Genomic DNA, 17,441 nt, shown 5'->3' on the forward strand with positions numbered 1-17,441 from the left:
ACCCTTCTCACTGTGGCGGGGGTCACTCCGCCGGCCGCGGGCCTCGGGACGCCGGGGCCCGGACCGGGTACGGGCCCCGGCCCGTGGCTCACGCCGATTCGCGGCGCACCAGCTCCGTGGCGAGGACGACGTGCCGCCGGGTCCCGGTGGCGGCTCCGATCTCCTCCAGCAGCACCCGGGCCATCGTGCGGCCCATCTCCTCGATGGGCTGACGCACGCTCGTCAGCGGCGGGTCGGTGTGCCGGGCCACGGCGGAGTCGTCGAAGCCGATCAGCGCCACGTCGTCCGGCACCCGGCGGCCGCGCTCGCGCAGCACTTGCAGCGCGCCGCTCGCCATGACGTCGGAGGCGGCGAAGACGGCGTCGACGTCCGGCCGCCGCTCCAGCAGGGCGCGCATCGCGGCGCGGCCGCCCTCCTCGGTGAAGTCGCCCCGGGCGATCAGGGCCTCGTCCACGACCAGTCCGGCGTCCCCGATCGCCTGGTGGTAGCCGTCGAGGCGGCAGCGGGCGACGTACATGTCCAGCGGCCCGGTGATGGTGGCGACCGCCTGGCAGCCACGGCCGAGCAGGTGCGCCACCGCGGAGCGGGCACCGCCGACGTTGTCGGAGTCGACGTAGGCGACCGACTCCGAGTCGGAGCGGCGGCCGCTGAGCACCGTGGGCATCTCCAGCTGCTCCAGGAGATCGGGCAGCGGGTCGTTCTCGTGGACCGAGACCAGCAGGACGCCGTCCACCCGGTGGGCGCCCAGGTACTCGGCGAAGCGGTGCCGCTCCTTGGGGGTCCGCAGCAGCGTGAGCAGCAGCTGCATGTCGGTGTCGGCCAGTTCCGCGCCGACGCCGCGGATGATGTCGGAGAAGTACGGCTCGGCGAAGAGCCGGGTCTCCGCCTCGGGGATGACCAGCGCGATGGCGTCGGTGCGGTTGCCCGCCAGGGCCCGGGCCGCGCGGTTGGGCACGAAGCCCAGCTCGGCGATGGCGGCCTCGACGGCGGCCTTGGTGTGCTCGCTGACCCGGGGTGACCCGTTGATCACCCGGGAGACCGTGCCACGCCCCACACCGGCGCGCGCGGCGACCTCCTCCAGCGTCGGTCTGCCACTGCGCCGTCCGCCCATCACCATTGCGGCCTCCCAATCACGAGGTGGTAACTGCGCCAACTTAGAGCGTCCGCTCCCTTGACACCTCATCGGGGAATCGAGACTCTTCAACACACAGCATATGGGAGCGCTCCCACTCTAGCGAACACCTTCACTTCCCGCACGTACTCGGAGGACCCGAATGCGCACGACAAGGAAGTCGAACCGGCCACGAGGCCGTACCGCAGCCGTCGCACTGACCGCTGTGGCCGCACTGGGAGTGAGTCTGCTCTCCGGCTGTTCCAAGGACAGCGACGACGCGGCGGGCGGCGGAGGCACGACCCAGGGCACGGACAAGGGCGCGGACCAGAGCAAACTCACACTCACCGTCGGCACCTTCGGTGTCTTCGGCTACAAGCAGGCCGGCCTGTACGAGGAGTACGAGAAGGCGCACCCGGGGATCACGATCAAGGAGAACGTGATCGAGCGGAACGACGCCTACTACCCGCAGCTCCTCACCCACCTCGCCGCGGGCAGCGGCCTGAGCGACATCCAGGCCATCGAGGTCGGCAACATCAACGAGATCGTCACCACCCAGGCGGCGAAGTTCGAGGACCTCTCCAAGGCGGCCGGCGTCGAGAAGTCGAACTACCTCGACTGGAAGTGGGCGCAGGCCACCACCACCGACGGCAAGACCGTGGGCCTCGGCACCGACATCGGCCCGATGGCGATCTGCTACCGCAAGGACCTGTTCCAGAAGGCAGGGCTGCCCACCGACCGTGATGCGGTCGGCAAGCTGTGGGCCGGCGACTGGCAGAAGTACATCGACACGGGCAAGAAGTACACAGCGAAGGCCCCCAAGGGCACGACCTTCCTGGACTCCGCGGCCGGCCTCTACCAGGCGGTCAGCAACGGTGCCTCCGAGCGCTACTACGACAGCAGCGGCAAGGTCATCTACAAGACCAGCCCGGCCGTCAAGGACGCCTGGAACCTCGCCATGGAGGCGGCCACCGGCAAGATGACCGCCAAGCTGAAGCTCTTCGACAAGGCCTGGGACCAGGGCTTCGCCAACGCGCGCTTCGCCTCCCTGCCCTGCCCGTCGTGGATGCTCGGCTACATCCAGGAGAAGTCCGGCGACGCGGGCAAGGGCAACTGGGACGTCGCCGCCGCACCGAAGCCCGCCAACTGGGGCGGCTCCTTCGTCGGCGTCCCCTCGGCCGGCAAGAACAAGGAGGAGGCCATCAAGCTGGCCGCCTGGCTGACCGCCCCCGAGCAGCAGGCCAAGGTCTTCGCCAAGCAGGCGAGCTTCCCGAGCGCGCCCGGCGCCTACGACCTGCCCGAGGTCAAGGACGCCAAGCACGCGTACTTCGACGACGCCCCGATCGGCACGATCTTCGCCGACGCGGCCAAGGGCATCCCGACCCTGGTGATCGGCCCGAAGGACCAGCAGATCTACACCGCGATCACCGACGTCGGCATCCTCCAGGTCGAGCAGCAGGGCAAGTCCCCCGAGCAGGGCTGGGCGGCTGCCGAGAAGGAAATCGACAACGCGCTGGACCAGTGACCGCATGACCTCGGACACCTCCGGCACCACCGCAGTGACCGCGCCCCCCATCCAGGGGGGCGCGGCCCCGCGCGACGGCTCCGGCCGTCCGCGCGACGCCCGTGACGAGCGGCGCAACCGCCGGCGCAGCCGCCGCTACCGGTGGGACGTCAAGGCGATGCCGTACGCCTTCGTCTCCCCGTTCTTCCTGTTCTTCGCCGCCTTCGGGCTCTTCCCGCTGATCTACACCGGCTGGTCCTCCTTCTACCGGGTGGAACTGACCAACCTGGACCAGCGGGAGTTCGTGGGCTTCCACAACTACACCCGCCTCCTGGAGGACGAGTTCTTCTGGAACGCCCTGAGGAACACGTTCACCATCGGGGTCATCTCGACCGTCCCGCAGCTGCTGCTGGCGCTGGGCCTGGCCCACCTGCTCAACTACCGGCTGCGCGGCTCGAACTTCTTCCGGGTCGCGATGCTCACCCCGTACGCCACGTCCGTGGCCGCCGCGACGCTGGTCTTCACGCTGATGTTCGGCACCGACTACGGCATGATCAACTGGGCGCTGGAGCACATCGGGTTCACCCACCACATCGACTGGCGGGCCGGCACCTGGTCCTCCCAGATCGCCGTCTCCTCGATCGTGATCTGGCGCTGGACCGGCTACAACACCCTGATCTACCTCGCCGCGATGCAGTCCGTACCGCACGACCTGTACGAGTCCGCGGCGCTGGACGGGGCCTCGCGCTGGCAGCAGTTCCGCCATGTGACGGTCCCGATGCTGCGGCCCACGATCCTCTTCACGATCGTGGTCTCCACCATCGGGGCGACCCAGCTGTTCGGCGAGCCGTTCCTCTTCGGCGGCCCCGGCGGCGAAAAGGGCGGCGCCTCCCACCAGTTCCAGACGCTGGGCCTGTACCTGTACGAGCAGGGCTGGACGAACTACCACCTCGGCCGGGCCTCGGCCATCGCCTGGGCGATGTTCCTGCTCCTGCTGCTGATCGCCGCCGTCAACGGGCTGGTCGCCCGCCGGCTGCGCAAGAGCCAGGAGGGGTGACGCCGATGACCACCGTCCCGACCCGTCCGACGCAGCGGGGGACGGCCGCTACGCCGGGCACGTCCCGCAAGGCGGGGCGCCGCGCATCCGGCGCGCCCAAGGCCGGACGGCAGATGCACGGCGGGCCGTTCACCTACGCCGTGCTGATCGTCTTCACCGCGATATCCCTCTTCCCCCTGGTGTGGACGGCGATCGCGGCCTCCCGCACCAACACGCGCCTGGCGCAGACCCCGCCGCCGTTCTGGTTCGGGTCCCACCTCTTCAAGAACCTGCAGACCGCGTGGACGGACGCCAACCTGAGCACGGCGCTGCTCAACACCGTCGTCGTGGCGGGCTGCATCACCATCGGCACGGTGCTGTTCTCGACGATCGCCGGTTTCGCCTTCGCCAAGCTGCAGTTCCGCCTGAAGACGTTCCTGCTGATGCTGACCATCGGCACCATGATGGTGCCGCCGCAGCTCAGCGTCGTACCGCTCTTCCTGTGGATCGCCGACCTCGACTGGACCAACCACCTCCAGGCGGTCATCCTGCCGACCTTCGTCAGCGCCTTCGGTGTCTTCTTCATGCGGCAGTACCTCTCGCAGGCACTGCCGACCGAGCTCATCGAGGCCGCGCGGGTCGACGGCGCCAGCAGTCTGCGGATCGTCTGGCACGTGGTCTTCCCGGCCGCCCGCCCCGCGATGGCGGTGCTGGGCATGCTGACCTTCGTCATGGCCTGGAACGACTTCTTCTGGCCGATCATCGCGCTCACCCAGGAGAACCCCACCGTGCAGGTGGCACTGACCAGCCTGGGCCGCGGCTACATCCCCGACGAGTCGGTGATCATGGCCGGCGCGCTGCTGGGCACGCTGCCGCTGCTGCTGGTCTTCGTGGTCTTCGGCAAGCAGATCGTGGGCGGCATCATGCAGGGCGCCGTCAAGGGCTGAGCCTCCCCCGGCCTGCCGCACCTCCTCACTCCTCGGCTCTTGTCCACTCGTTCCGAAGGGAGCGCTCCCGAATGACAGCGTCCGGCACCCGCCCCGCCGCGAGCGGCACCACCGCCGAAAACGCCCGCCGGTTCCCGCCCGGCTTCCTGTGGGGAGCGGCCACCGCCTCGTACCAGATCGAGGGCGCGGCGGCCGAGGACGGGCGCACCCCGTCGATCTGGGACACCTTCAGCCATACCCCGGGCAAGGTGTTCGGGGGGCACACGGGCGACGTGGCCGCGGACCACTACCACCGCTTCCGCGACGACGTACGCCTCATGGCCGACCTCGGCCTGGGCGCCTACCGCTTCTCCGTCTCCTGGTCGCGGGTGCAGCCCACCGGCCGCGGGCCCGCGGTCGAACGCGGCCTGGACTTCTACCGCGCCCTGACCGACGAGCTGCTGGAGCACGGCATCCAGCCCTTCGTCACCCTCTACCACTGGGACCTCCCCCAGGACCTCGAGGACGCCGGCGGCTGGCCCGTCCGCGACACCGCGGACCGCTTCGGCGAGTACGCGCGCATCGTCGGCGACGCCCTCGGCGACCGCGTGCAGATGTGGACCACCCTCAACGAGCCCTGGTGCAGCGCCTTCCTCGGCTACGCCTCCGGCGTCCACGCCCCCGGCCGCACCGACCCGGTCGCCGCCCTGCGCGCCGCCCACCACCTCAACCTGGCCCACGGGCGCGCCGCGGAGGTCCTGCGCTCGGTGCTACCGGCCCGCGCGCAGCTGTCCATCACGCTCAACCTGCACCATGTCCGGGCCCGCACCCGGTCCGCCGCCGACCTCGACGCCGCCCGGCGCATCGACGCCGTCGGCAACCGGGTCTTCACCGGCCCCCTCCTCGACGGCGCGTACCCGCGGGACCTCATCGCCGACACACGGCGGCTGACCGACTGGTCCTTCGTCCAGGACGGCGACCTCGCGGCGATCGGCCGCCACCCGATCGACAGGCTCGGCGTCAACTACTACACACCCACCCTCGTCTCCGCCGGCGCCGCCCCCGACGGCCCGCGCAACGACGGCCATGGCCACGGCACGGGCGAGCACTCCCCGTGGCCCGGCGCGGACGACGTCACCTTCCACCAGCCCCCCGGCGAGCGCACCGCCATGGGCTGGTCCGTCGACCCGACCGGCCTGTACGACCTGCTCGCCCGCGTCTCGCGCGAGCACCCCGGGCTCGCGCTGCTCATCACCGAGAACGGGGCCGCCTACGAGGACGCCGTCGGCCCGGACGGCACCGTGGACGACCCCGAGCGGATCGCCTACCTCCACGGCCACCTCGACGCCGTGCTCAAGGCCATCGCGAACGGCGCCGACGTGCGCGGCTACTTCCTGTGGTCCCTCATGGACAACTTCGAGTGGGCCTACGGCTACGGCAAGCGCTTCGGCGCGGTGCACGTGGACTACGCCACGCAGGCGCGCACCCCCAAGTCCAGCGCCCACTGGTACGCAGGCGTCGTGCGCACGGGATGCCTCCCGGCGCTGCCCACGACGACCTGACCGTCAGACGGGGCGCGCCGGTTCGATCCCGGAGGAACCGCCGCGCCCCGTCGCCACGGCGCCGACGAACGCCGCCCAGGCGGCGGGCGTGAACGTGAGCGCGGGCCCCTGCGGGTCCTTGGAGTCCCGGACGTGCACGGCGTGCGGCGTGGGGGCGACCTCGACGCAGTTCCCACCCTGGTCGTCGCTGTAGCTGGACTTGAACCACACCAACCGTGCGCTCATATCGCCTCCGCCACTCGCCCGATGAAGTGCGCCGACTCCTCGACCCCGAGGGCCTGCATGCGGATGATGCCATGGCGTTGGGAAAGCGTGCTGACCCGTGCGGGCTCCGAGTACAGCGCGCTGGTCTCCTGGCCCTCCACGTACGCGTAGTGCTCGTGCTCCTCCGTCTCCAGCAGTACCAGCGAACCGCTGAGCGCGGGATAGGCAGCGCGGTCGACGGGCAACACTTGGACGGCGACGTTGCGCAGGGCACCGACGTCCAGAAGGTGACGCAATTGGCCCCTCATGACGTCGGAACCGCCGACCCCTGTACGGAGCGCGGCCTCGTAAATGACGAAGCCGAACAGCACAGTCGGCTTCTGCCGAAGCCTCTCCTGACGGGTCAGGCGAGCCGTGACACGTTCGTCGATGGTCTCGTCGTCGAGAGGCGGACAGCTGTTGCCGATCAACGCGCGGGCGTAGGCCTCGGTCTGCAGCAGGCCTGGAATCAGCAGGGGCTCGTATCCGTACACTGCGATGGCCTCGGCCTCCGCCTGCATGAACTCCCGCGTGCGTTCCGGGAACTTCTCCGGTTTCAGGAACTCCTGGGCCGCCAGGAGCTTGCCGCCCGCGCCGCACAGGTGGTCCGCCACCTGAAGCAGGCGCAGCATGGGGCGGCGGCGGCCGAGCTCCATGGAGCGCACCGTCTCGACGCCGTAGCCCGCCTCGTCGGCAACCGCTCGCGCGTGACGCCCGCCTGCTCACGCCAGAGCTTGACCTGGTTGCCGCAGTACCGCCACGCCATCGGCGGCTGGGTCGCCTCGCCGTTCATCCGCACACACCCCCGCACACTCCGTGATCGACAGGGTACGGAAAGGCACTGTCAGTCGCGCCCGAAGCTGTGGAAACGACCGATGACGGTGAAACCGCGGCGGCCGTACCAGTACCGCGGCCAGTCGTCCGCGTCGGCGATGAGGAAGCGCGTGGCGCAGCCCGCGCCGACGGCACGCCGCAGGGCGGTGGACAGGACGGCGTCGGCGTAGCCGCGGCCGAGGTGGTCCTCGGACGTGATCAGGTCCTCGATCTGGGCGATGCCGGACGCGGGGTCCATGTAGAGGTCGGCCCAGGACGCGACGTCGCCCTCGGCTGTACGGGCGCCGATGAAGCCGACGACGTCCGCCCCGCGGCGCCGGGTCTCGCGGCGGTCCACGAGCTGGCGGACGGCGTCGTCGTCGGCCTGCGGGAGGAAGCCGCGCCAGCGCCGGGCGAGGGGGACGCGGAAGGCGTCGAGGTCGACTTCCTCCGCCCCGCCGCCGTCCGGTACCGGGCCGGTGTGCAGCATGACGAGCTCGGCGGAGTGGAAGTACCCGGCGCGGATCAGCGGCCCGGCGCAGGCGGTGCCGGTCGCGTCGTCGAGCACGGTGATCGCGCGGTGCTTCAGGTGGGCCAGCGCCTCGTCGGCGAGGACGGGCAGCGCCTCCGGGTCGACCGTTCCGTCGATCCCGTCGACGAGCACCCGGTTGTTGCCGTGGGAGAACGCGAAGGCGTCGTCGAGCACGGCGAAGCCGCCGGGCAGCTCGACGGTGCGGGCCGCCTGGCGGCGGGCGAAGGCGGTGACGAAGGCGCGGATCTGCCGCAGTTCCGGTCCTGGCATGGGAGCAGCCTAGGCGGGGCGCCGGGGTCACGGGCGATGGCGATGCAACTGCCGGGGCAAGGCGACGCCGTGCACGACGGCAGCGATTGATCACGTTCCGCCGAAATCGGCCCGGTTGCGGAACCCGATATGCTCACTGGCCGTCAATACATGTGCTGCCCAAGGTCAGTACAGACACGGGGGTGTCCGCAGTGGGCGTTGTCCTGCCCGACGAGTTGGCCTACGTACTCGATCTCATAGGCGTCGCCTGGCCGAACGTGGACGAGGACGACTACCGCGAGATGGCCACGTCGCTGCGGGACTTCGCCACCGACATCGACGGCGGCTCCATGGACGCCCACAGCGCCGTGCAGGAGTTGCTGGGGGCGAACGCGGGCGCCGCGATGGACGCCTTCGAGGCGCACTGGGGCAAGGTCAAGGGCACGCATCTGGCCAATCTCGGCGACGCCGCACGCATGGGTGCCGTCGCGCTCGACGGCGTGGCGACAGCCATCGAGGTCGCCAAGGGCGCCGCCATCGTCCAACTGGGCATCCTGGCCGTGGAGATCGCCTCGACCATCGCCTCCGCGCCCTTCACGCTCGGGTTGTCGAGCTTCGCGGGGGCCGCCGCGACCCAGGCGACCAGGATGATCGTCAAGAAGATCTTCCGCGAGGTCGTCGACCAGGTCGTCGACCAGCTGATGTCCATGGCCACGGCGCCGGTGTACGCGGCACTGGAGTCGATGGCCGCCGACCTGGTCATCCAGATCGGTTCGAACGCGCTCGGCCTCCAGAAGGGCGTCGACCTCGGCAGGACCGCCACCGCCGGCAAGGAGGGCTTCGGCGAGGGTGTCGACGGTGCCAAGGAGCAGGCCGGCAGCTTCACCCTGGCCAGCGCCGGAGGCGGGGGAGGTGGCGGCGGCGGCGGTACAGGTGACGGAGACGCCGGCAGCAGCGGGCACTTCCAGAGCGACGGTGACAGTTTCGACCGGATCGACACCCAGCTCGACGGCATCACCGGCTCCATGCGCGGCAGGTCCAGGGGGCACCTGGGCCGGGTCCGTGACGCCAAGAGCCGCACCGGCGGCCGGGGCGAGATCGCCGAGCACGTCATGCCGATCGCCACGAAGATCGTGGACGGCATCGGCGAGGCCGCGGAGAAGGCCGTCGGCCACGTGCGCGACGACATGCGCAAGGGCCTGAAGCAGATGCACCGCAACCACCGCGACAACGACGACAAGATCGCGGATCAGTTGAAGGGCATCGGCAGGAAGCACGGCGGATCGTCCTCGCCCGCGGCCGGTTACTCCCCCGGCACCGGATCCGGCAGCGGCGGCCCGGGAGGACCCGGTGGCGGAGGTCCCAGGCGTCCGGGCGGCGGAGGCCCCGGCCAGGGAGGCGGTCAGCCGTCGGGCGTCCCGATCAACCCGCAGCCCGACTGGCACGGCAAGAGCGCCGGAAAGATGAAATGCCATCGCCGGGACGCCGTCGACGTGACCCACCTCAGCCCGGAGGACCAGATCACGGTCCTGGAGAACGAATCCCGGTCCCTCGCCGACGACGCCAACAACAGCGCCCTTCCCAAGCACCATCAGACCGGTGGCGGCGACTACATCAAGACCGGGTGCGCGGGCAGCCTGCTGCACAACGGCGTCGTCACGTCCCACACCAGCGCCACGGGGCGGCACGGGCAGAAGGTCCCCGACACCCACCCCGTCGTCCAGAAGGTCTACGACGACATCAAGGCGGAGAGCGATGCTGCGGAGCGGCCGTTCACCGGCGCCGGTCACGGCAAATGCGCCGAAGTGGCGCTGATCTCGGACAGACTCCATCAACTGGACCCGACCGGCCGGTCGATCCGCACGGTGGACGACGCACGCGACGCACTGGCGGGAAGTATGATCCATTCGCGGCAGATCGGAGACCTCACCGACAAGGACGGCAACGTGGAGATGGCCCACGGCGACTACAAGCCTCCGTGCCGCTCCTGCGCCCGGGCGCTCCCCGTACTCGGGGTACACGCACACCAGTGACGTCGGACACGCCAGAGGACGACATGCCTTCAGACATCTCGCGGGCCGAAGTGGAGAGCTGGCTCGCGCAGCACGGATGGTTCCCGGGCCGGAACGTCGCGGACCAGATCCAGGAACACGTCGCTTTCAGAATGCGGAACGCGGAGGAACAGGGATTCCCGCTCACCCGCGTGGAGAACGCCCTGCGTTTCGTCAATTCCTTCGGCCTGCTGACGCTCCCCTATCCGGCCGCGCCGGAGATCGCCATGGTGATCAAGCCCGACGTCGGCTACCGCGGAGATGCCGAGGACTTCGCCGAACTCGCCGGGAACATCGGTCAGGCCGTGTTCCCCGTCGGGTACGAGACGTCGGAGGGCGGCATCGTGCTCGTCGACGATTCGGGGCGCTTCTTCTACCTCCACGCGACCGGCGCCTACTTCCTCGGCGACGACGCGTTCGAGGCTTTCGCATGGCGACTCGGCGGACGGCAGTTGCGCGATGCGGAGGACTACTTTGTCTGACGTGGTACCCGGTGTGGCCTCGTCGCTGCTCGTCCAGGGAACCGTGGTGAGCCAGACGAACCTGCGCGGTGACGGGACCCCCGATCTGCACCCGGCCGTGACGCGATTCCTCCACGGGCTTCCCGTCGGGATGCGGGCGCCCTTCCTCGGCCACTGCGCCGAATCGGCCCTGGTCTCCGACCAATTGTGGCTTCTGGACGCACGAAGGACCGACGGACTCACCACGACGCTCCAGGAGGCGGCGGCACACTTCGGCGGCTCCGCGATGGTGTCCAAGCTGATCCGCGAACCGGGCGATCCCGAGCACGGGCGCAAGACCGTCCCCTGCCCGGCCTGTGAGGCGCTGCTGAACGAGCTGGGAATCAGGTTCCTCGGGCCGTGACCCTTCAGGGAGAACACCCGACGGACACCGCGATCCGGACCTCCGCGGGCGATCCGGCGCGTCTGGCCCCCTCGTGGGTCCTCGAGACGGTCACGACGGTCAGCCCCGCCGACGGCCTGGGGTGGGAGTTCTTCCCGGCCGCCGACGAGGCCCTCCGGCGGTACTGCGGGACGTCGGCCGCACCCTCGGCCGCCGCCGCGCCCGGAGCCGAGGTGGCCCCCCGGGGCTTCACCGTCGACCCGCGCGCCGGACGCTTCGCCATCCGTGCGTTCCGCATGCACGGGGAACGCGTCGGGGCCAAGGTCTTCCCCTTCGGACAGGTCAGCGGCGACGGTCTCCTCGCCGTCGACGACGCGGGCAGACTCTTCTGCGTCGATCACGGCGGCTGGTGGTTTCTGGGGGAGACCGCGGCCGAGGGCCTGCGGAACCTCGTGGAGGGCCGTGCGCCGCAGCGGGTCGGCGACGACGGCACGTGGGCGACCCGGGAGACCGAGCTGTGGTCCTGCAGCGGGCCCGGGCTCCGGACCGGCGACCTCGCGACGGACTGGGTGCGGGCGGCCATGACCATGGCATGGATCCTGCACAAGCACGCTGTGCTGTCGGCCACTTCGCTACGCATTCCCGCACTGCGACGCGACGTCGACCTCCGCGCGCGTTCACTGGAGGACAACGCGACGCTGCTCATCGAGCAGATCCCACCCGACGCGGTCGGCGGGGACGACCTCGGCCTTGTGCTCGTGGGGCCGCCCTCGCCGTTCATCTGCCGGGTGACGTGCGGCACCGCGGGCATCCTCCGCGTCGGGCTCATCCGGCGGGGGCCGGCGGTGGACGTCCCTGGGCTGGGCGCGGCCGTTTCCGAGGCGGAGGGCTTTCTCGGCGGAGGGTTCTCCGCGTAGCGCGGCTCTCACGCCGAGCGCGACTCCACCTGCCGGCGCAGGAAGCCGGCGACGTCCGGGCGGCGGGCGTACGGCTGGAGGGTCTGGGCGGCGGAGGCGAGCATGCCCCGTACGCGCGGCGACTGGACGCGGCCCAACAGGTCCAGGACGCGGACGCCGGTGGCGGCGGCCTCGTCGACCCGGTGCGCGCACGCCAGGTTGTTGGCGAGTTCCGCGGTGTAGAGCGCGATGTTGCGCGTGAAGTGGGGGGCCTGGAGCCCGACGGCGCGGCGGGCGTGCTCGGCGGCGCGGTGGTGCTCGCCGAGGGCGGCCCAGGACTGGGCCTCCAGACCGGCGAGTTCGGCCTCGCCGTAGAAGGTCATCCACTGCGGGTCGGCGTCGCGGGTGCCGCGGCCGAAGAGCGACTGCGCGCGCAGCAGGGCGCGTTCGCAGCCGGAGCGGTCGCCGAGTCCGGCCCGGCCGCCGGCCTCGCGCAGCGCCAGCAGGGAGAGCAGCCGGGGGGAGCCGAGGGTGCGGGCGGCCTCCTGGGCGGCCTGCGCCGCGCGCACGGCCTCGCGGGGGCGACCGGCGTCGCGGGCGAGGAACGAGGCGTTGCAGAAGGCGTGCGCCTCCAGCGCGTGGTCGCCGGCCATGCGGGCGGTGGCGAGGGCCTCGCCGTAGTAGGAGCGGGCCTCGGCGTGGCGGCCGGAGTCATGGGCGAGCCAGCCGACGGAGATCGCGAGTTCACCGGCGCCGGCGTGCAGGTCGTCGGCGACGGCCTGGCCGTAACTGCCCTCGTCCAGCAGGCGGTAGGCGGCGCCGAGGGAGTGGCCGGCCTGGCGGTAGAGCGCGCCGGCGCCGTGCCGGTCGTCGTGCAGCCGGATCTCGCGGACGGCGTCCTGCACGGCGCGGACCTGGGATCTGCCGACCCTGTGCACCGGCTCCGCCGCGGCCGGCGGCCCCAGCACCAGGGTGGTGGCGATGGCGGCCGGGCCGCCGGTCATGAACGCGCGACGCAGCACGTCGCTCTCCTCATCGGTTTCGGGCTCGCGGGGGGTGGCCGCCATCGGGAGCGGCGGTGCCGGGGGGCAGGCGGCGCGCCGGCCGCGTACGGACTCGCGGGGCTCGAAGCCCAGGTCGGCGAGGCCGAGGCCGGGGAACATGTGCCGGAAGACCCGTTCGTACGCGTAGTTGGGACATCGGATCTCCCCCGATTCCACGCGTCCGATGTAGCGGGCGTCGCAGCTGACCTGCTCGCCGATCTCCCGGGCCGCGCGGCGGACGGCGGCGGCGAACTCGCCGGGCGACCGGTCCGCGCGCAGCAGCCGGAAGGCGGCGTTGGGTGTGGTGGGGGTGGAAGGTGACGAGGGCATCGTCGGACTCCCGGGAGCGGTCGGTGCGGAGCGGTGCTTGTCGCGGTGCGCTGCCGGGTGGCAGCGGAGCGTAGCGGCGCGACGACCGTACTCGGTACCGGGAGGGGTAGAGCGACGGTTTGCCTACAAAAGGGATATCTCACCCTCCATCCGCCATGAAACGCCACCCTCCCGGCGTCACGCGGGCGTTGCCGTTGACGCCGTACGCGCGTTGGACAACAGGCAACCAACCGTGCGTCCGACTCCTAGGAGGACCCGCCTTGTTGGACGAGCCATGGGACCTGGTGACCGTCCCGGCCCGGCAGGGACTGGAAGCCGTGGACATCCTGCGCCTGCGGACCGGCCCCGTGCCGGGTCTGGGGCCCGTGCTGCACGACAGCTCGGGCGACAGCCTCGGCTTCCTCGTGCCGCCGGGCACGGCGGCGGGCTGGGACGTGCCGGGCAGCGCCTGCACCCAGACCTCGGGACGCGGCTTCGCGATCCCGGGGGAACTGCGTGAGCCGCCGGTCACGGGCACCGACTGGCTGGTGCCGCCGCACCACGACGCCCCGGTCACGGACCCGGCCGTGCTGCGCGCCGCACTGGGCGAGGCGGCCCGGATGATCGAGCTCGCCGACCGGTTCTGACCTGCGGCGGGCCGCGCCCATACTGGGTGCATGGCGCAGCGCAGGACGAAGGACCCGGAAGGCATACGCGAGCAGGTCGGCGGAGGTCTCGCCGAGCTCGTGCCGGACCGGGACCGGCCGCGCGGCCGCTCGCTGCTGATCGACGGCGCCCCCCAGTCGCACGTGGACCTGGACGACCCGGCCCATCTGGACTTCGCGTACCAGCGCCGGCTGGGCCACGTCATCGACCTCGCCGCGCCGCCCGGCCGCCCGCTCAAGGTGCTGCACCTCGGCGGCGGCGCGCTGACCCTGGCCCGCTACACGGCCGCCACCCGGCCGCGTTCGACCCAGCAGGTCGTGGAGGTGGACACCGCGCTGGTGGAGTTCGTCCGGCGCGAGCTGCCCTGGGACCGCACCTGGCGGATCAAGGTGCGCGGCGGCGACGCCCGGGCGGGACTGGCCAAGGTACCCGAGGGCTGGGCGGACCTGGTCGTCGCGGACGTCTTCAGCGGGGCCCGCACCCCGGCCCATCTCACCAGTACCGAGTTCCTCGCCGAGGTGCGCCGCGCGCTGGCGCCCGGCGGGCTGTACGCGGCGAACGCGGCCGACGGCGGCCGGCTGGAGTTCCTGCGCGGTCAGATCGCCACCGTCAGGGCCTGCTTCCCGCACGCCTGCCTGGCGGCGGATCCCGCGGTGCTGCGCGGGCGGCGGTTCGGGAACGTGATCCTGGTGGCGGGCGACGGGGAGCTGCCCGTCGCGGAGTTCACCCGCCGGGTGGCCTCGGACCCGCACCCGGGGCGGGTGGAGCACGGCCGGGAGCTGGACGCCTTCGCGGGCGGCGCGGTTCCGGTCACGGACCGGACGGCGACGGCCTCACCGGCTCCCCCGGAGTCCGTGTTCCGGTAACGGCGTTACGGCGTCCGCCGCCCTACTGGCCGCCGGCCTTGTACGTCTCGACGGTCGGCGGATGCCCGTTCCAGGTGCAGAACAGCGAGGACGTCGTGCCGCCCGAGGTGAAGTCGACGCGGATCCAGGCGGACGCGGACTGGTTCCAGACCTTCATCTCCCAACCGGCCTCGGGCGTCGCGGAGACCAGGGTGGCCGAGTCGGCGCCCAGGTCCAGGACGACGCGGCCGCCCTCGACCGTGTAGCTGTGGACGTCGCCGGTCGCACCGGCGGCGGAGGCCGCGGGCGTCGGGGTGCCCGGGGGCCGGGCGGGGGCCGAGGCCGACGGCTTCGCGGCGGGCGACGTCGCCGGATCCGTGGTGGTCGCCCTGCCGGTCGGGGTCCGCGGGCGGTCGACGGCGGTGGACGACGGCGAGGACGACGGCGTGGGCGGAGGCGCCGACGCTGCCGCCGGCTCCGCGAGGGGCAGCGCGCGCGGCGGGTCGTACGCCGTGCCCGCCAGTACGTGGTGGACGCCGAACCACGACATCGCGACGGCGGCGCTCGTCGCGAGCGTCCACGCTCCGGCGTGCGCCAGTCCTCTTCGCATGCGCCCATACTGCCGGACGCGCCCCCTCCGCGGAGTTGAGGGTTGCGCACGCGGCCCGGACGTGCTCGGACCCACCCGGAGCGTCCCCCGGATGGGCTAAGTTGCGGGCCATGGCAAGTGTGCTCGTCGTGGAGGACGACCAGTTCGTGCGCTCCGCCCTCATCCGGCACCTCACCGACGCCGCGCACTCCGTGCGGAGCGTGGGCACGGCCCTGGAGGCGCTGCGCGAGGTGGCGCAGGTCGGCTTCGACGTGGTGATCCTGGACCTCGGCCTGCCGGACCTGGACGGCGCCGAGGCGCTCAAGATGCTGCGCGGCATCACGGACGTGCCGGTGATCATCGCGACCGCCCGGGACGACGAGTCGGAGATCGTGCGCCTGCTCAACGCCGGTGCCGACGACTACCTGATCAAGCCGTTCTCCGTCGAGCACCTGTCGGCCCGCATGGCCGCCGTGCTGCGCCGCTCGCGCGCCCGCGAGGCCGCGGAGGTGATGCGGGTGGGCGGGCTGCAGATCGACGTGCTGCGCCGGCAGGCCGTCCTCGACGGCGCGCCGCTGGACCTGACGCGGCGTGAGTTCGACCTGCTGTCCTTCCTGGCGGCCCGGCCGGGTGTGGTGGTGGCGCGGCGCGAACTGCTGTCGGAGGTCTGGCAGCAGTCGTACGGCGACGACCAGACCATCGACGTCCATCTGTCCTGGCTGCGGCGGAAACTGGGCGAGACCGCGGCCCGCCCCCGGTACCTGCACACCCTGCGCGGGGTGGGCGTGAAACTGGAGCCGCCGCGGTGAGATGGGCCCTGGTCAAGGTCTGCGTGGCGGTCACGGCGATGGTCGTGGTGGCCTTCGCCGTGCCACTCGCCCTGACGGTCAAGGAGATGGCGCGCGACCGGGCCATCGGCAACGCCGAACGCCAGGCCGCCGCCATAGGCCCGGCCCTGGCGATCACCACGGACCGCGCGCAGCTCGAACGCGCCGTCGCCTCCACCCAGGCGGGCGCGGACGGCCGGATCGCGGTGAGCGTGCCGGCCACGGAGGGCACGGACGGGGTACGGATCGGCCGCTCGCACGCGCCGGACTCCGAGCTGGAACGGGCCTCCCAACTGGGCCGGGCGGCCACGGTGCCGGTGCCCGGCGGGTACGCGCTGCTGCAGCCGACCGCCGTCGGCTCCGGTTCCGTGGCGGTGGTGGAGGTCTTCGTCCCGGACGGCGAGGTGACCCGCGGGGTCACCACCGCGTGGGCGGTGCTCGCGGCCGTCGGCGTGGGCCTGATCATCGGGGCGGTGGCGGTCGCGGACCGGCTGGGCACCCGGATGGTGGGCCCGGCCAAGCGGCTCGCGGACGCGGCCAACGGCCTCGGCCGCGGGGACCTGACGGTACGCGTCCCGGAGGACGGCCCGCCCGAACTGCGGTCGGCCGCGATCGCGTTCAACGCCATGGCCGACCAGGTCGTGCAACTGCTCGCCAACGAACGGGAACTGGCCGCCGACCTCTCGCACCGGCTGCGCACCCCGCTGACCGTGCTGCGGCTCAACGCGGCGTCCCTCGGCGACGGCCCGGCCGGCGAGCAGACCCGGCACGCGGTGGCCCAGCTCGAGCGCGAGGTCGACCAGATCATCCGCACCGCCCGCGCCCAGCAGGCCCAGGACAAGCCGGTGGCGGTGGGCTGCGACGCGGCCGCGGTGATCCGCGAGCGGATGGCCTTCTGGTCGGCGCTCGCCGAGGACCAGGGCCGCGAGGCCCGCACGGCCGGCGTCGACCGCCCCGTGCGCGTCCCGGTGGCCCGCGCCGACCTGGTCGCCTCGCTCGACGCCATGCTCGGCAACGTCTTCCGCCACACCCCGGAGGGCACCGCCTTCGCGGTGGACGTGCACAGCGGCGAGGACGCGGTGATCGTCCTCGTCTCCGACGCGGGCCCCGGTATCAACGACCCCTCGGCCGCGATGCGCCGCGGGCAGGGCGCGGGCGGCGACGGCTCGACGGGACTCGGCCTGGACATCGTGCGCCGCCTCGCGGAGGCCACCGGCGGCGACGTCCGCATCGGCTCCTCGATGCTGGGCGGCGCCGAGATCCGCGTCTGGATCGCCCTGCGGCCTTACGCCTCCGGCGGCAAGCGCACCCACCGCGTGGTCCGCCGCCGCCGCGGCAGACGGCCCCCGGCGCGCTCGGAGGCCTGACCCCGGTGTCCCGCTCCGATTGACACAGA

The 17,441-nt window shown here is 72.1% G+C and carries 17 protein-coding genes and 1 pseudogene; 12 read left to right on the forward strand and 6 right to left on the reverse strand.

Annotated elements, in window-relative coordinates; translation table 11 throughout:
• Positions 1-88: 88 nt before the first annotated feature.
• On the reverse strand, positions 89-1,117 hold the full coding sequence (locus ACFYXS_RS03000) for a LacI family DNA-binding transcriptional regulator (RefSeq protein WP_389243121.1): 1,029 nt from the start codon (positions 1,115-1,117) through the stop codon (positions 89-91).
• Between the two features lie 157 nt (positions 1,118-1,274).
• On the opposite strand from ACFYXS_RS03000, the gene ACFYXS_RS03005 reads away from it, so the two are divergent.
• The 4 genes from ACFYXS_RS03005 to ACFYXS_RS03020 all read left to right on the forward strand — a co-directional run bounded on the left by ACFYXS_RS03005 (position 1,275) and on the right by ACFYXS_RS03020 (position 6,139).
• On the forward strand, positions 1,275-2,636 hold the full coding sequence (locus ACFYXS_RS03005; RefSeq protein WP_389243123.1) for an extracellular solute-binding protein: 1,362 nt from the start codon (positions 1,275-1,277) through the stop codon (positions 2,634-2,636).
• Between the two features lie 4 nt (positions 2,637-2,640).
• Positions 2,641-3,672, forward strand: coding sequence for a carbohydrate ABC transporter permease (locus ACFYXS_RS03010; RefSeq protein ID WP_389243125.1), 1,032 nt, complete (start codon positions 2,641-2,643; stop codon positions 3,670-3,672).
• Between the two features lie 5 nt (positions 3,673-3,677).
• Positions 3,678-4,598 (forward strand): carbohydrate ABC transporter permease, encoded by a 921-nt coding sequence (locus tag ACFYXS_RS03015; protein WP_389243127.1) that lies wholly within the window; start codon positions 3,678-3,680, stop codon positions 4,596-4,598.
• Between the two features lie 71 nt (positions 4,599-4,669).
• Positions 4,670-6,139, forward strand: a complete 1,470-nt coding sequence (locus ACFYXS_RS03020) for a GH1 family beta-glucosidase (protein WP_389243130.1) — start codon at positions 4,670-4,672, stop codon at positions 6,137-6,139.
• A gap of 3 nt (positions 6,140-6,142) precedes the next feature.
• Here ACFYXS_RS03020 and ACFYXS_RS03025 read toward each other — a convergent pair whose 3' ends face one another.
• From ACFYXS_RS03025 to ACFYXS_RS03035, 3 genes and pseudogenes are all read right to left on the reverse strand, one after another.
• Entirely contained in the window at positions 6,143-6,364 is a 222-nt protein-coding gene (locus tag ACFYXS_RS03025; RefSeq protein ID WP_389243132.1) for a DUF397 domain-containing protein, read from the reverse strand.
• Positions 6,361-7,175: pseudogene (locus ACFYXS_RS03030) on the reverse strand (Scr1 family TA system antitoxin-like transcriptional regulator). The gene ACFYXS_RS03025 and the pseudogene ACFYXS_RS03030 overlap by 4 nt, the downstream one beginning before the upstream one ends.
• A gap of 51 nt (positions 7,176-7,226) precedes the next feature.
• Positions 7,227-7,997, reverse strand: a complete 771-nt coding sequence (locus ACFYXS_RS03035; protein ID WP_389243134.1) for a GNAT family N-acetyltransferase — start codon at positions 7,995-7,997, stop codon at positions 7,227-7,229.
• Between the two features lie 182 nt (positions 7,998-8,179).
• On the opposite strand from ACFYXS_RS03035, the gene ACFYXS_RS03040 reads away from it, so the two are divergent.
• From ACFYXS_RS03040 to ACFYXS_RS03055, 4 genes are read left to right on the forward strand one after another with little or no spacing between them, the layout of a single operon-like run.
• The gene (locus ACFYXS_RS03040; RefSeq protein WP_389243136.1) at positions 8,180-10,009 is read left to right on the forward strand and encodes a YwqJ-related putative deaminase; all 1,830 of its coding nucleotides are present in this window, start codon (positions 8,180-8,182) and stop codon (positions 10,007-10,009) included.
• Positions 10,006-10,509 (forward strand): SUKH-3 domain-containing protein, encoded by a 504-nt coding sequence (locus ACFYXS_RS03045; RefSeq protein ID WP_389243138.1) that lies wholly within the window; start codon positions 10,006-10,008, stop codon positions 10,507-10,509. The genes ACFYXS_RS03040 and ACFYXS_RS03045 overlap by 4 nt, the downstream gene beginning before the upstream one ends.
• 1 nt (position 10,510) lies before the next feature.
• Positions 10,511-10,891 carry a YwqJ-related putative deaminase gene (locus ACFYXS_RS03050; protein WP_389243140.1) on the forward strand — a complete coding sequence of 127 codons (381 nt, stop codon included), beginning with the start codon at positions 10,511-10,513 and terminating at the stop codon, positions 10,889-10,891.
• Positions 10,888-11,787 carry an SUKH-3 domain-containing protein gene (locus ACFYXS_RS03055; protein WP_389243142.1) on the forward strand — a complete coding sequence of 300 codons (900 nt, stop codon included), beginning with the start codon at positions 10,888-10,890 and terminating at the stop codon, positions 11,785-11,787. Before ACFYXS_RS03050 ends, ACFYXS_RS03055 begins: the two co-directional genes overlap by 4 nt.
• An 8-nt stretch (positions 11,788-11,795) precedes the next feature.
• Here the strand turns inward: ACFYXS_RS03055 and ACFYXS_RS03060 are convergent, their stop codons facing one another.
• On the reverse strand, positions 11,796-13,139 hold the full coding sequence (locus ACFYXS_RS03060) for a tetratricopeptide repeat protein (RefSeq protein WP_389243144.1): 1,344 nt from the start codon (positions 13,137-13,139) through the stop codon (positions 11,796-11,798).
• Positions 13,140-13,294: 155 nt separating this feature from the next.
• On the opposite strand from ACFYXS_RS03060, the gene ACFYXS_RS03065 reads away from it, so the two are divergent.
• Both ACFYXS_RS03065 and ACFYXS_RS03070 read left to right on the forward strand, forming a co-directional pair.
• Positions 13,295-13,765 (forward strand): hypothetical protein, encoded by a 471-nt coding sequence (locus ACFYXS_RS03065; protein WP_389243146.1) that lies wholly within the window; start codon positions 13,295-13,297, stop codon positions 13,763-13,765.
• Positions 13,766-13,795: 30 nt separating this feature from the next.
• Positions 13,796-14,650 carry a spermidine synthase gene (locus ACFYXS_RS03070; protein WP_389243148.1) on the forward strand — a complete coding sequence of 285 codons (855 nt, stop codon included), beginning with the start codon at positions 13,796-13,798 and terminating at the stop codon, positions 14,648-14,650.
• 22 nt (positions 14,651-14,672) lie between these two features.
• Here ACFYXS_RS03070 and ACFYXS_RS03075 read toward each other — a convergent pair whose 3' ends face one another.
• On the reverse strand, positions 14,673-15,239 hold the full coding sequence (locus ACFYXS_RS03075; protein WP_389243150.1) for a hypothetical protein: 567 nt from the start codon (positions 15,237-15,239) through the stop codon (positions 14,673-14,675).
• 110 nt (positions 15,240-15,349) lie between these two features.
• On the opposite strand from ACFYXS_RS03075, the gene ACFYXS_RS03080 reads away from it, so the two are divergent.
• A complete protein-coding gene (locus tag ACFYXS_RS03080; protein ID WP_319661545.1) occupies positions 15,350-16,027 on the forward strand; it encodes a response regulator transcription factor in 678 nt (225 codons plus the stop codon).
• Complete coding sequence (locus ACFYXS_RS03085) at positions 16,024-17,412, forward strand: sensor histidine kinase (RefSeq protein WP_389243153.1); 1,389 nt, start codon at positions 16,024-16,026, stop codon at positions 17,410-17,412. The genes ACFYXS_RS03080 and ACFYXS_RS03085 overlap by 4 nt, the downstream gene beginning before the upstream one ends.
• Positions 17,413-17,441: the final 29 nt, after the last annotated feature.

The organism is Streptomyces sp. NPDC002574, from assembly GCF_042889545.1.
Lineage (GTDB): Bacteria > Actinomycetota > Actinomycetes > Streptomycetales > Streptomycetaceae > Actinacidiphila.